This window comes from Izhakiella australiensis (genome assembly GCF_002006995.1).
Taxonomy (GTDB): domain Bacteria; phylum Pseudomonadota; class Gammaproteobacteria; order Enterobacterales; family Enterobacteriaceae; genus Izhakiella; species Izhakiella australiensis.
This window is the reverse complement of sequence record NZ_MRUL01000008.1, coordinates 72,682-86,734: the sequence shown is the minus strand read 5'-3', so window position 1 is coordinate 86,734 and position 14,053 is coordinate 72,682. Positions and strand designations below refer to the sequence as shown.

The window sequence follows — 14,053 nt, the reverse complement described above, 5'->3', positions numbered from 1 at the left end:
TTACACAAGTAATTACAATTGTTATTTCAAAAATTGCTTATTTGAATAACGCTACGCAGTGTATGCCCCCACGCATTACGCGTCGGGGCTTGCTCAAGCCTGAGATCAGACCTTAGCGGCTTAAAGACCGCACAGATTGACGCCTTTGCCATAGCCAGAGGCCGCCGACCGCCAGCGCAAACAGCACACCAAAGCCGACACCAGTGGCAACCGGTGGCGCCCCAAGCTTAATCGCCAGTGAATAAAGTCCCAGCATCAGCAGCATGGCGGTATTTTCACCAAGATTTTGCACCGCTATCGCATTACCCGCCCCGACTTTCACCTTCCCAATTTCCTGCAACAGCGCATTGAGCGGCACCACAAAAAAGCCCCCCAGCATGCCAATGATCACCAGCAGCAGCCAGGCGCTGTACGCATTGGTTTGCAGGGCGAAAATGCTTACCGCGATGCCAATCAGTATGCCAGCAGGCATGCAGCGGGCGACGGTTTTCAGCGTAACCAGCCGCGCCGCCAGCCCGGCGCCCAGCACGATGCCAACCGCCACCAGGGCATTCAGCAGGGTCGGCGTTTTATTATCGCTGACGCCAAGGGCAACCGGCACCCAAATAACCAGCAGAAAACGCAGGGTAACACCGGCGCCCCAGAACATGCTGGTGCCAACCAGTGAGAAGCGCGTCTGACCATCCTGCCAGAGCACCCGGCAGGCACTAAAAAACTGCGCCGACATCTCCCGTGGCCGCCATGAACGTGCCGGGCGCGCAGCTTGCAGTCGGGGGATCAGGATATTCGCCGCCACCGCCAGGCCGTAGGCTATGACGCACGCCGCCAGCGCGCTCAGCAGGTTAAAATCGGCCAGCACGCCGCCAGCCACGGATCCCAGTAAAATCGCAGCAATGGTGGAGGCCTCCATCAATCCGTTGGCTTTAACCAGCAGCTCATCGCGCGTCAGTTCGGTCAGAATACCGTATTTGGCCGGGGAGTACGCCGCTGCGCCGACGCCCACCAGGCTATAGCCGAGAAACGGGTTAAAGCCAAAGCAGATAATTAAGGCACCAAGCAGCTTCAGGCCATTGGAAAACATCATGACTCGCCCCTTGCTGAAGCTGTCAGCAATTTGCCCGACAAAAGGTGCAAGCAGGATGTAGGTAGCAACAAAGACTATCTGCAAAATGGGCTGGCTCCAGTCCGGCCAGAACTGCTGCTTTAACAGCGCCAGGGTGGCGAATAACAGCGCGTTATCGCCGAATGCAGACAAAAATTGCGCCGTCATCACCGCCAGCATCGGCCGGGAAATCAGCGCGGTTTTCGCGGGATCGAAATCAGACATTGGCTTCCCCACTGGTTTCCGCCATTGCCTTGAGCGCGACAAAATCAGGCTTACCGCTGCCCAACTGCGGCAGCTGCTTGAGATAACGGATATCACGCGGGATGGCCAGCTCCGGCGCGCCGCTTTCTCTGGCCGCGCGTTGCAGCGCATCGCGTTTGAGATCGGCATCGGTGGTAAACAGCACCAGCGCCTCACCGCGGTTACCATCGGGTTTAACCGTGGCGGCGTGCTGTTTTTCCGCCGAGGCTTTCAGCGCCAGCTGCTCGACAATCTCCAGTGAAACCATTTCGCCAGCGATTTTGGCAAAGCGCTTCACCCGCCCCTGAATCTGGCAAAATCCCTGGTCATCAAAGCGAACGATATCGCCGGTGTCATACCAGCCGGCCTCCATCTGCCCTTCGCCATTGTCCGCCTCTGGCGTTTCAAGAAAGCCCGGACGCTCATAGCGCAAATAGCCGTTCATAATATTAGGCCCGCGCAGCTGCAGGCGGCCGCCTTCTTCGATTCCCGGCACTGAAATTAACCGCGAATCCATCGCCGGCAGAATGCGTCCGACGGTGCCATTGCGCGCGGCCATCGGCACGTTAATCGCCACTACCGGCGCACATTCGGTGACGCCATAGCCTTCCAGAACGCGAATGCCGAACTTTTCAAACCAGATGTCCCGGGTTGTATCCTGCAGCTTTTCCGCGCCGGCGACCACATAGCGCAGCCGGGCAAAATCGTAGGGCTGCGCAAAGCGCGCATAGTTGCCAAGGAAGGTTGAGGTGCCAAACAGCACCGTACAATTGCGGTCATACACCAGCTCCGGCACGATGCGATAATGTAGCGGGCTGGGATAGAGAAAAGCCTGCGCGCCGGTCATCAGCGGCGTAAACAGCCCGACGGTCAGGCCGAAGGCATGAAATAATGGCAGCGCCGACATGAAGCGATCGCGCGGGGTAAAATCAGCAATTGTGCGGATCTGCTCAACGTTCGCCAGCAGGCTTTTATGGGAATGCACCACGCCCTTGGGTTTGCCTTCCGAGCCGGAGGTAAACAGCACCATGGCGGCATCTTCGGCTTTTTGCGGCAGCTGGGCCATGCGCGGAAACAGCAGACGGCTAAGGATCCACAGCTTATCGCCGGTGGTGACCGTATCGCGCAGATCCTCCAGATAAACCCAGCGCACCTGGCTGAGCGACTCGGGCAGGTGCCAGAGCTTACCTTTATCGAGGAACTGGCGCGAGGTAAATACCGTCCGCACCTGGGACGCCGTCAGCGCCGCTTCCAGCCCGTTAACACCGGCGCTGTAGTTGAGCATTGCCGGAACCCGGCCGCGCATCGTGGCGCCGAAAATAGCCGCTGCGGTCACGTTAGCATTCGGCAGCAGCAGGCCAATATATTCGCCCTGCCGGGTGTGACGTTCGAGAATACGTCCTACGCCCAGAGATTTCTTCAGCAGGCTGCGGTAGCTGTCCGGTTTGAAATTAATATCTTCCAGGCAAGGCTTAGCGCGACCATAGCGGATACCGGCTGCGAGGAAGGCCTCATACAGCGTTTCACGCGGACGTACCGCCATACGCGCTTCCATCATAATATGATGCAGATGCTCACCCGCCAGCCGTCGGCGATCGCGCGCGCGCGGCGCCTCGGGCATTGGTACCGAGGTGGGCGGCAAAATATTCAGGGTAATACGGGGAAAAAGGCGGCGTTTGAAAACGCCGGCCAGGCGACCAAAATGCGAGAACTCGGCACCCTCGATGCGCAGCGGCACCACCGTTGCCTGTGATTTGGCGGCCAGGAAGCCGGCTCCCTCGTAAATCTTCATCAGCGAGCCGGTCACCGTTATCCTTCCCTCCGGGAAAATAACCACCGGGCGCCCTTCTGCCACCAACCTTACCAGATATTTAATCGACATCGGGCGGGTGGGATTGAGGGGAACAAAATCAATAATCGGCTTCAGCCAGCTGATGTACCACTTTTCGCTGATACTTGAATAAATGGCAAATACCGGCTTGATAGGTAAAAACAGCCCCAGCAAGACCCCGTCGAGGAAAGAGACGTGATTAGGCGTAATCAGCAATTTCTCTCTTTTCAGTACCGAGAGATCGCCGCGTAACCGTACGCGAAACAGTATGCGCAACAGCACGCGCAGCAGGTTAAAAAGCATGCCTGATCCTTTAGCGAGTAATAAATTGCTACAGGATGCATGCTGACGCAACCATTGGCAATCAACGATTACCTGTCCTGTCCTTTTTTACTCGCTTCTGCGCGCTCTGCACCACGCTACGCCGCGATCGGCATGCGCAGCGGATTAACCGTGATCGTAGAGCGCATCCGGCACCACGTTCATATGCTTAAGCACCGCGCCGATAATATTGCCGAAAACCGGCGCCGCCACCGAGCCGCCAAAGTGATTTCCGGCGGTAGGATGGTTAATCATCACCACCAGCGCCACCTGCGGATTGCTGGCCGGGGCAACGCCGGCAGTATAGTTAATATAGCCGCCGTCATATTTGCCGCCCGCACCCAGTTTCTCCGCAGTGCCCGTTTTAATCGCCAGCCGGTAGCCCGGCACCGCCGCGCGTACGCCGCTCCCTCCGGGCAGCGCGTCACTCTCCATCATATGGACCACCGCGCGTACCGTAGACGCATTCGCGACCCTGGTGCCGAGAACCGGCGGCGTCACTTTGGTAATGGAAAGTGGGCGATAGATACCAAACGAGCCGAGGGTGGCGTATTCACGGGCAATCTGCAACGGCGTAACGCGCAGTCCGTAGCCGAAAGAGAAAGTGGCGCGCTCAATATCCGCCCAGCGCTGACGGTGAGCGGGGAAATAACCGGTACTTTCACCGGTCAGCCCCAGGCCGGTCGGCCTGCCGAGGCCAAAACTCTGATAGGTTTTTACCAACGCCTCCGCCGGCATTGCCAGCGCGATATGCGAAACGCCGATATCACTCGATTTTTGCAATATGCCGGTCATCGTCAGGCGCGGCCAGTGGCCGACGTCGCGGATGAGGTGACCGTTCACCCGATAAGGGGTGGTATCCAGCACTGAGTCCGGGCGCACCAGCTTACGTTCCAGCCCTTCCATTACCACCAGCGGTTTGACCGTCGATCCCGGCTCGAAGCTGTCGTTAATTGCAACGTTGTTCATCTGCGAAGCAGGCACGTTGGCAAAATTGTTCGGGTTGAAAGACGGATAAGAAGCCATACCGAGAATTTCACCGGTATCAATTTTTATCAGCACCGCCGCCCCCGAATCCGCTTTATTCAGCAGCACGCCATCGCGCAGCTTGCTGTAAAGCGTGTACTGATCAAACTTGTCGATGCTGAGCTGCACCGTCGGCGGCTGTTGCGGCGGCTCGTAATTGATCATAGAGATGATGTTACCGCTGCCATCCTGTCGGTATTGCTCGACACCCGGCGTGCCGCGCAGCAGTTTGTCGTAGCTACGCTCCAGCCCGGTCAGCCCCTTGTTATCGGCACCGACAATACCAATTAGCGGCGCCGAAGCATCGCTCATAGGATAGAAACGGCTGTCATCGTAAACCGAGCTGATACCCGGTAAATGCAGGCTGGCAATATCTTTGGCGATGCCCAGCTCAATTTTATGGCCCAGATAAAGAAAGCGCCGGGTGGGATTGGCGCTTATCTGCTTTGCAACTTCTTCCGGGCGCTCGCCGAGCGCATTGGCCAGATAGGACCATTTAGGGTCGGTAAAATCAGGATGAGACTCCATCACCCTCAACGGATCAGCGGTGATATCGCGCGAAGGCACGCTGAGTGCCAGGGTGTCGCCGTTGCGATCCAGCAGCGTGCCGCGATTGGTAGGCAGTACCACGGTACGCAATGAGCGTTCATCCGCCTGCTTTTCCAGCATCGGATGGTTGATCAGCTGTAAATCCGCTACCCGTGCCAGTAGCAACCCCATGCAGGAGAGTACGCCGAGGCAAATCAGACGAAAACGCATGGGATGAAATGGGGCTTTTGCCAGTTCCTTAGCAAGAATTTTTTTTAATTTGGGCATAGCGCTTCTACTGCGTTTAACGAGGAACCAGCTGAGAGTTATACAAAAAACGGCGCAGTGTTGATAGCGAAACTGTGTATCAGTTCGTGATAAGGGCGGCAGAGAAAAAAAAACCTGCGCATCTGCGCAGGTTGGTGTAACACGTGTTGATGTTCACCTATCAATACCTCTGGGATCTAAACTGTAGCAACAGCGCCGCAGCGTCTTCTACCTATGATTCGCAACCAATACCCGCAAAGTGTAACCAGCTATGAGATTTATCAATTACTTTGCAAAGTTTCCCGCCGCCGGACCTGCACCAGGCAACTCATCGCATTTGGTCCCTGGGTTAGCGACGAGGTACCGATATCCAGCGTTAACACATTAGGATTGCCGGCGCGATCGTAGGGCTGCCAGCTGCCGCCGAATCCCGGGTCGAACCAGGCGCCGGTGGCAATGGCGATCACCTTCGGCGTCAGGCCATCGGTAATCCGCACTCCGGCCAGCATGCGGCCGCGCGCGTTGAACACTTCAACCACTTCACCCTCGGCGATCCGTCGCTGACCAGCGTCATCGGGATGCATCCAGAGGGTTTCATGGCCAGCGGTTTTCGCCGCCTGCACCCCAGGCGTCGCATCCATCTGACTATGCAGGCGGTCGGCGGGCTGCATCGAGATCATATGTAAGGGGAAACCGGTGCTGTCGGCGTTACCCAGCCATTCCTGCGGCGGTCGCCATTCGGGATGGGGCGCAAAGTCTTCCAGCTTAAAGTCGTTAAGCGCGGCGCAGTAAAGCTCAATTTTACCGCTGGCGGTGCGTAGCGGATGTTGTGCAGGATCGGCGCGAAAATCCGCCATATAGACGAAGGGTTTTGCCGCCGCCGGCGCCTCAACGTAGCCCTGTTGCCAGAAGGTTTCAAAATCAGGCCAGTGGCTGCCTTTTTGCTGATGGGCCGCAGCGCTCTGCTGATAGAGCCGACGTATCCATGCCATTTCGTCGCGATCTTCAGTAAACAGGCTACGATAGCCAAGGCGCTCGGCAAGGTCGGCAAAAATATCAAAATCATTGCGCGCCTGGTGCTGCGGCGCGATAGCCTGGTGCATTGCCAGAACGTAGCGATCGCTGGAAGATCCGCCAATATCGTTGCGCTCCAGGCTGGTGGTGGCGGGCAGTACGATATCCGCCATGCGTGCCGCCGGCGTCCAGACGATATCCTGGACCACCACCGTATCCGGACGCTGCCAGCCTTCCACCAGCCGGTGCAGCTGCTGATGGTGATGAAACGGATTACCGCCCGCCCAGTGGATAAGGTGGATATCAGGGTAATGGCGCTGCTGACCGTTAAATTGATAACCTTTGCCGGGATTAAGTAGCATATCGCTGATGCGGGCAACCGGAATGGCCTGCTGCGCCAGCGGATTGACCCCGGTCGGCATTCCGGGACCGGCGGCGTCCAGTCGTGGGTTCCCCACCCCATTCATCGAACCATGGCCGAAAGAAAAGCCGCCGCCTGCAAGTCCTGGCTGGCCGAGCATCGAAGAAAGCGCGATCATCATCCAGTAGGGCTGTTCGCCGCGATGCGCGCGCTGAACGGCATAGGCGCAGGTAAGGAAACTTCGCCGTCCGGCCAGCTGCTGCGCCAGACGGGCAATGCGCGCAGCCGGAATACCGGTAATCGCTTCCGCCCACTGCGGCGTTTTACGCACGCCATCGTTTTCACCCAGCAGATAGGCGCGCAGCTGCGGATAACCCACGCAATGGGAGACCAGGAAATCTCTGTCGACCAGCTGCTGCCTCTCCAGTTCATAGCCAAGCGCCAGCATCAGCGCCACGTCGGTGTTAGGCCGGATGGCTATCCACTCGGCGTTGACGAAGGACGGACAATCATCGCGCAGCGGGCTGATATTAATAATCGGCGTTCCCTTGCGCGCCAGCGACTCCAGCGCCGGCTTCAGGCTGTGATCTCCCGCCCCGCCGGAAGCCACCTGGCCGTTTTTTAGCGCCAGACCACCGAAAGCGATAAATAGCTCGCAGTGCTCAATAACTTGCGGCCAGTCGGTTACCCGCCCGGTCAAGGGCTTGTAGCTGCCGATAACGTAGGGCAGAAAAAACTGCGCCGCTCCCCAGCTGTAGTTGCCTTGCTGGTCGATAGCGCCGCCGCCGGCAAAGTAAAAGCGGCGCACCAGGGTGCGAGCGTGATGCACCCGACCGGCGGAAGACCAGCCGTAAGAACCGTTAAAGATGGCATCGGCGCCGTAGCGCTCACGCACCCGCGTAATCTCCCCGGCAACCAGGTCGAGCGCGGTTTCCCAGTCCACGGTGACAAAATCTTCTCGTCCGCGCAGCGTGCGATCGCTGCCTTCACGCTCACGCAGCCAGGAGCGGCGCACCGCCGGCTGATGAATGCGCTGTGGCGAGTAAACCAGCTCAGGCAGCGTTTGCAGCATCGGCGACGGATCACGATCGGCAAAAAAAGGTTCACAGCGTAGCAGCCGCCCCTGCTCGACTACCGCATTAAACGCTCCCCAGTGAGCAAGATGTGGCACTTTTTTCATTCGCTATTCCCCTGCCAGACAACATCAGGCGAGGATAACAGCTTTCAATGCTGAATTCCCGGCGCCGCCGAACGCGGGATTTAACAACATTCTGTCGGCTTTGCGACGCCGCTGACATTCTGTCTGCTTGAAGTACATGGGAATTTCCGCAACACTGGCACAATGTAAACGTTTACCCAGGAACTAATTAGCGTATGGCCACGATTAAGGATGTTGCCAGACTCGCCGGGGTCTCCGTCGCGACGGTTTCCCGCGTCATTAACCACTCGCCGAAAGCCAGCGAAAGCTCACGCCAGGCCGTACTCAGCGCGATGGAGGAGCTGCAATATCATCCCAACGCTAACGCCAGGGCACTGGCCCAACAGTCCACCGAGAGTATGGGGCTGGTGGTATGCGACGTTTCCGACCCTTTCTTCGGCGCCATGGTTAAAGCGGTAGAGCAGGTCGCCTACCAGACCGGTAACTTTCTGCTGATCGGCAACGGTTATCATAACCAGCAGAAAGAGCACCAGGCGATTGAGCAACTTATCCGCCATCGCTGCGGCGCGCTTATCGTACATGCCAAAAAAATCCCTGATGCCGAGCTGGTGCCGCTGATGCAACAGATCCCCGGCATGGTGCTGATAAACCGCGCGCTGCCTGGATTTGAAAAACGCTGCATTGCGCTGGACGATCGTTACGGCGCCTGGCTGGCAACCCGCCATCTGATTCAGATGGGCCATCAGAACATCGCCTTCATCTGCTCAAACCATGATATTTCCGACGCAGAAGATCGCCTGCAGGGATATTACGACGCGCTTAAAGAACATCAGATAGCCGACAATGAGCGGCTGGTCGCATTTGGCGAACCGGATGAAATCGGCGGCGAGCAGGCCATGACCGAACTGCTTGGGCGTGGCAAAACCTTCAGCGCCGTAGCCTGCTATAACGACTCAATGGCGGCCGGCGCGCTGGCGGTGCTAAGTGATAACGGCATCGCGGTGCCGGAAGAAATGTCGCTGATTGGCTTTGATGACGTGCTGGTATCCCGCTATGTGCGCCCGCGCCTGACGACCATCCGCTACCCGGTGATTAATATGGCGCAGCAGGCGGCGGAACTGGCGCTGGCGCTGGCAAATAATCAGCCGCTGCCGGAGGTAACGAATATGTTCAGCCCGACGCTGGTAAGGCGCCATTCCGTCGGCGGTCCGGCCTGATCACAGCGGCCGGCGGTAAACACGCACCTTTTTATTCGGATAGTCCAGCGCTTCGCCCTGATACTCCCAGCCGAAGCGCTCGTAGTAATCGGCAAATGAGGCCCAGAGATAGAGGTTGCTGAATCCACGCGCGCTGGCTTCGTTGATCACCCGCTGCTGCAAGCGTTCGCTGACGCCCTGCCCACGATAGGCAGGATCGACATAGAGTGCCGCCAGCCACGGCCAGAGATCCTGACGGCTAATCAGATCGCAGCGCCACAGGCCAATCGTACCGATCACCCGTTCATCATCAAGCGCGATCCAGGTAACCGGCAAGTCTGCCCCGCGCAGGCTACTATCGACCACGCTGGCAAAAAAGTCCCGCGAGGTTTCATCTCCGAATGCCTGCGATTGCCACTCCACGACCGCATCGCGATAATGTGGCTCCGTATTCAACGGCAAAATACGCCAGCGCTTATCAGCCATAGCTACCTGCTTTCTTTTCTCTCTGGTTAATAAGCAATAATTGTATCAGAAGTGCGCTGAAGGATATGCGATCAGCGCTCAAGTGCCAGTAATTCATCGATAGTTTGCCGCCTGCGGATCTGACGCGCCTCCCCCCGATCAAACAACACTTCCGGCAGCAGCGGGCGGCTGTTGTAGTTCGAAGACATCGACGCACCATAGGCGCCGGTATCATGAAAAATCAGATAATCCCCTGTGCGCACCGCCGGCAGCGCCCTGGTTTCTACTTTACCCCCTTCCTGCTGGGTAAATACGTCGCCGGACTCGCACAGCGGCCCGGCAACCACCGTTTCCAGAGTCTTTGACTCATCAAGCGGCCGTCCATTACCCGCCAGCGCCGAAATATGATGGTAGCTACCGTACATCGCCGGTCGCATCAGATCGTTAAAGCCAGCATCGACCAGCACGAAATGACGGCTGCCCATATCCTTCACCGCCCGCACCTGGCTTATCAGCACGCCGGATTCCGCCACCAGAAAACGCCCGGGTTCAATTTCCAGCTTAACCGGATGGCCTGAATGGGCGGCGATACGCTGCCGGGCATTATCCCACAGGCCAAAATAGTGCTGGGTATCAATAGTTTCGCCGCCCGGCTGATAGGGAACTGACAGGCCGCCACCGGCGGAGATAGCTTCGATATCCTGTCCGCTGGCGATAACCTGCGCCACCATGGCATCGCAGACCTGCGCCAGGTGTTGATAATCAACCCCGGAGCCAATGTGCATGTGCAATCCCACCAGCTTCAGGTTATAGCGATGAATTGCTTCCAGCGCTAAAGGCAGGTCGCTATACCAGATGCCATGCTTGCTGTTTTCCCCGCCGGTATTGGTTTTCTGGCTATGACCGTGACCAAACCCAGGGTTAACCCGCAGCCAGACCCGATGGCCTTCTGAGACGGCGCCCAGCTGATGCAGCATATCCACCGAACCGGCATTTACGGCGATTTTTAGCCCGGCGACGCGCGCCAGGGTCGGTGCGTCAAGCACGTCGGCAGTAAAGACGATTTCGTCGCTCTGCTCGCCGGCCTGATAACCCGCGACCAGCGCGCGCTCAATTTCGCCGAGAGAGACCGAATCCACCTTCACGCCGGCTTCACGCATCAGCCGCAGAATATGCAAATTAGAGCAGGCTTTTTGGGCGAAGCGAATAACGTCAAAATGGCGCAGTTTATCGATTTGCTGGCGAATAATCTGCGCATCATAGGCCCAGACCGGTCCATCGTACTGGCGTGCCAGCGTCAGCAGGTTATCGCGGTTGAAAGGGTTATCGGCGTGGTCTGGCGAACGTGGCATAAAAATCCTCCTGAAAACAGGAGGCTATTACGCCACAGAAATATTGTGACGAAAAATATCTGTTTTATGCGATGCTATTCATATTTGATATGGATGAGTAAATAATGGCTGACGTCACCCTGAGGCACATAGAAATTTTTCATGCGGTAATGACGGCGGGCAACGTGACGGCCGCCGCCGGGCTGTTAAACAGCTCCCAGCCCACCATCAGCCGCGAACTGGCCCGGCTGGAAAAGCTGCTGGGTTTGCAGCTGTTTACCCGCAGCAAAGGGCGCCTGTTTCCTACGGCGCAAGGACTTCTGCTATTTGAGGAAGTACAACGCTCATGGTACGGCCTTGACCGCATTCTCAATGCCGCCGAAGGGCTACGCGCCTTCCGTCAGGGAGAGCTGTCGCTGGTTTGCCTGCCGGTATTTTCCCAATCGCTGCTGCCACTGCTGTGCCAGCCGTTTATGGCGCAGTACCCGGAAGTCAGCCTGAATATTATTCCCCAGGAGTCACCGCTGCTGGAGGAGTGGCTGTCAGCACAACGTTATGATTTGGGGCTCACCGAAACCACGCAAACACCGGCCGGAACGCGTCGCACAACGCTGTTTACCGGCAATGAGGTCTGCGTGCTGCCGTCGGATCATCCGCTGGCAGGTAAAGCCCAGCTGACGCCGCAAGATTTCCACGGTGAGCCTTATGTCAGCCTGTCGCGCCACGACAGCTACCGTCATTTGCTGGACGCCTTATTTAATCAGCATCAGGTGCAGCGCAGGATGATTATGGAAACCCACAGCGCAGCGTCGGTGTGCGCGATGGTTAAAGCCGGGGTCGGCATTTCGGTGGTCAATCCGCTGACCGCGCTTGATTACGCGGACAGCCGGCTGACGGTAAGGCGCTTTAGCATTGAAGTACCTTTTACCGTCAGCCTGATTCATCCCACCCATCGCCCGGCTTCAGCGCTGGTTAGCGCCTTTAGTGAACATCTGCAAACTCACATTGGTCTCGTTAAGCAGCGGCTGGCGCAGCGACTTACTCCGGGCAGGCAATAGTCGCCGTGTTGCCCCGCTGCGAGCGAAAGGTCAGCAGGCAGAGGAACAGCCCCAGCAGCGCCATTACCGCCGCCGCAACCGGCACTGCGGTTAAACCAAAACCGCCGTTAATCACCGCGCCACCAAGCCAGGCGCCAAAAGCATTGCCGATATTAAATGCGGCAATATTGAGCGTCGAAACCAGGTTAGGGGCATCAGCACCGTGGCGTACCACGTTGATCTGCAACCCCGGCACGGTAGCAAAGGTCGCCATCGCCCAAAGAAACAGCGTGATTTCCGCCAGCCAGAGCGCGTGGCTGGTCCAGCTAAAGGCCAGTGAAAACAGCGTAATCAACGCAAAGCTAAGGATCAGGCTGAACGACAGACGCCAGTCGGCCAGCCTTCCGCCCAGTACGTTGCCAACCGTCAGCCCGGCACCAATCAGAAACAGCGTCCAGCTAACACCGCGATTGCTGATGCCGGTTACCTGCAGCAGCAGTGGCGCAATATAGCTGAACAAAGCAAACATCGCCGCAGAGAAAAACACCGTCATCAGCAGCGACAGCAATAGCTTGCCGTTGGCTAAAGCGCGAATTTCGCTGGCCAGATGAAGGGGTTTCTCCTCACGATTAACCGGCAGGCTGACAAACAGCGCGATAAACGCCAGCAGGCCGATAGCGGTAACCGCCCAGAACGTAGCCCGCCAGCCGTAGAGCTGGCCAAACCAGGTACCCAGTGGCACGCCAAGCACGTTTGCCAGCGTCAGCCCGGTAAACATCAATGCCACCGCCTGCGCCTGCTTGTTGGGCGCGACCAGCCCGGCCGCCACCACGGCGCCGATGCCAAAAAAAGCACCGTGACAAAGCGCGGTTATTACCCGGGCCAGCATCAGCAAATGATAGCTGTAGGCCAGGGCGCAAAGCACGTTGCCGATAATAAAAATCGACATCAGCAGCAGCAGCGTGCGTTTACGCGGCAGATTAGCGGTGAGCAACGCCATGATAGGCGCGCCGATGGCAACACCCAGCGCATAGCCGCTAATCAACCAGCCGGCAGAGGGAATCGATACCGCCAAATCGCCAGCCACCTCCGGTAATAACCCCATAATGACAAACTCAGTAGTGCCAATGGCGAACGCACTCAGCGCCAGCGCCAACAAAGAAACAGGCATCTCACACGCTCCTGGTTTAATTTAATCAATGCAGACCATTGGTTTCAGCTGCATAAAGGAAATTGTTAAACAGATTTTTTTGATCTGCATCACATTCGAAGGGGATTTAAACACAGGAACGCAATGGTTTACAGCACGCTGACAGCAAGAAAGTATTGCCAGAAAGACAATAATCCGCCGCGACGCCAGCGGACGGCAAGAAAATAACGCGGCACAGGCGCCGCGCAGGTTAGCAAGAATAGCGAAACGACAGCGTCAGAAAGTCAGCGTCTTACCCCTCATTGAGCATGAAGTCTACCCCGGCGGCGGCATGGAGCGCGGCGGTATCAAATACCGGCAGCGGGCTTTGCTGTGCATTCAACAATAAACCGATTTCGGTACAGCCAAAAATCACGCCCTGCGCGCCCTGCTCTGCCAGCTGCTGGATAACCTGCTGGTAATAACGCCGTGAATCGTCCCTGAATTCGCCGAGGCATAGCTGGTCGAAAATTATCTGATTCACGCGCTGGCGCGCGGCCTCTTCGGGAACCAGGGTTTCGATACCCGCCTGGTGCAGGCGCTCGCGATAAAAAGGCTGTTCCATGGTGTAGCGGGTGCCAAGCAGCGCCACTCGCGTCATTTTCTGCTGATGAATTGCCTGGGCCGTGGCATCGGCAATATGCAGAAACGGCAGCCCGCTGGCGGCGATAATCGGTTCGGCAACTTTATGCATGGTATTGGTACACAGCAAAATACCTTCAGCGCCAGCCTTTTTCAGCGCTACACCGGCCTGCGCCAGCAGCTCGCCGGCTTTGTCCCACTCTCCGCGCTGCTGACAAAGCTCAATCTGATGGAAATCGACGCTCCACAACACCAGCTGCGCGGAATGCAACCCGCCGAGGCGCTGCTTAACACCCTGATTCAGCAGCTGATAATAGCTGACTGTCGATTCCCAGCTCATGCCACCAATCAGACCCAGCGTTTTCATATTTAGCTCCACTGTTTATCAAAATTATTCGGCC

10 protein-coding genes are annotated in these 14,053 nt (G+C 57.3%); 2 read left to right on the top strand and 8 right to left on the bottom strand.

The annotated features are described in order from the left end of the window. Positions 1-112: 112 nt before the first annotated feature. The 4 genes from lplT to BTJ39_RS12900 form a co-directional block, all read right to left on the bottom strand. On the bottom strand, positions 113-1,327 hold the full coding sequence (gene lplT, locus BTJ39_RS12915; RefSeq protein ID WP_078003114.1) for a lysophospholipid transporter LplT: 1,215 nt from the start codon (positions 1,325-1,327) through the stop codon (positions 113-115). Further along, on the bottom strand, positions 1,320-3,479 hold the full coding sequence (gene aas, locus BTJ39_RS12910; protein ID WP_078003113.1) for a bifunctional acyl-ACP--phospholipid O-acyltransferase/long-chain-fatty-acid--ACP ligase: 2,160 nt from the start codon (positions 3,477-3,479) through the stop codon (positions 1,320-1,322). The genes lplT and aas overlap by 8 nt, the downstream gene beginning before the upstream one ends. 144 nt (positions 3,480-3,623) lie before the next feature. Continuing rightward, positions 3,624-5,339 (bottom strand): penicillin-binding transpeptidase domain-containing protein, encoded by a 1,716-nt coding sequence (locus BTJ39_RS12905; protein ID WP_078003112.1) that lies wholly within the window; start codon positions 5,337-5,339, stop codon positions 3,624-3,626. 260 nt (positions 5,340-5,599) lie between these two features. Further along, on the bottom strand, positions 5,600-7,873 hold the full coding sequence (locus BTJ39_RS12900) for a molybdopterin guanine dinucleotide-containing S/N-oxide reductase (protein WP_078003111.1): 2,274 nt from the start codon (positions 7,871-7,873) through the stop codon (positions 5,600-5,602). Positions 7,874-8,067: 194 nt separating this feature from the next. Between BTJ39_RS12900 and galR the strand changes: the two genes are divergently transcribed. After that, positions 8,068-9,069, top strand: a complete 1,002-nt coding sequence (gene galR / locus BTJ39_RS12895; protein WP_078003110.1) for an HTH-type transcriptional regulator GalR — start codon at positions 8,068-8,070, stop codon at positions 9,067-9,069. On the opposite strand, the gene BTJ39_RS12890 is transcribed toward galR, so the two are convergent. Next, on the bottom strand, positions 9,070-9,534 hold the full coding sequence (locus BTJ39_RS12890) for a GNAT family N-acetyltransferase (protein WP_078003109.1): 465 nt from the start codon (positions 9,532-9,534) through the stop codon (positions 9,070-9,072). It abuts the gene before it with no gap. 71 nt (positions 9,535-9,605) lie between these two features. Continuing rightward, complete coding sequence (lysA, locus tag BTJ39_RS12885; protein WP_078003108.1) at positions 9,606-10,865, bottom strand: diaminopimelate decarboxylase; 1,260 nt, start codon at positions 10,863-10,865, stop codon at positions 9,606-9,608. Positions 10,866-10,969: 104 nt separating this feature from the next. On the opposite strand from lysA, the gene BTJ39_RS12880 reads away from it, so the two are divergent. After that, complete coding sequence (locus tag BTJ39_RS12880) at positions 10,970-11,902, top strand: LysR family transcriptional regulator (protein ID WP_078003107.1); 933 nt, start codon at positions 10,970-10,972, stop codon at positions 11,900-11,902. Here BTJ39_RS12880 and BTJ39_RS12875 read toward each other — a convergent pair. Both BTJ39_RS12875 and BTJ39_RS12870 read right to left on the bottom strand, forming a co-directional pair. Further along, positions 11,883-13,052: an MFS transporter gene (locus tag BTJ39_RS12875; RefSeq protein ID WP_078003106.1), complete on the bottom strand. Its 1,170-nt coding sequence runs from the start codon at positions 13,050-13,052 to the stop codon at positions 11,883-11,885. The two genes, BTJ39_RS12880 and BTJ39_RS12875, sit on opposite strands and share 20 nt — an antisense overlap. A gap of 271 nt (positions 13,053-13,323) precedes the next feature. After that, a complete protein-coding gene (locus tag BTJ39_RS12870) occupies positions 13,324-14,019 on the bottom strand; it encodes an amino acid racemase (RefSeq protein ID WP_078003105.1) in 696 nt (231 codons plus the stop codon). Between the last annotated feature and the right edge of the window lie 34 nt (positions 14,020-14,053).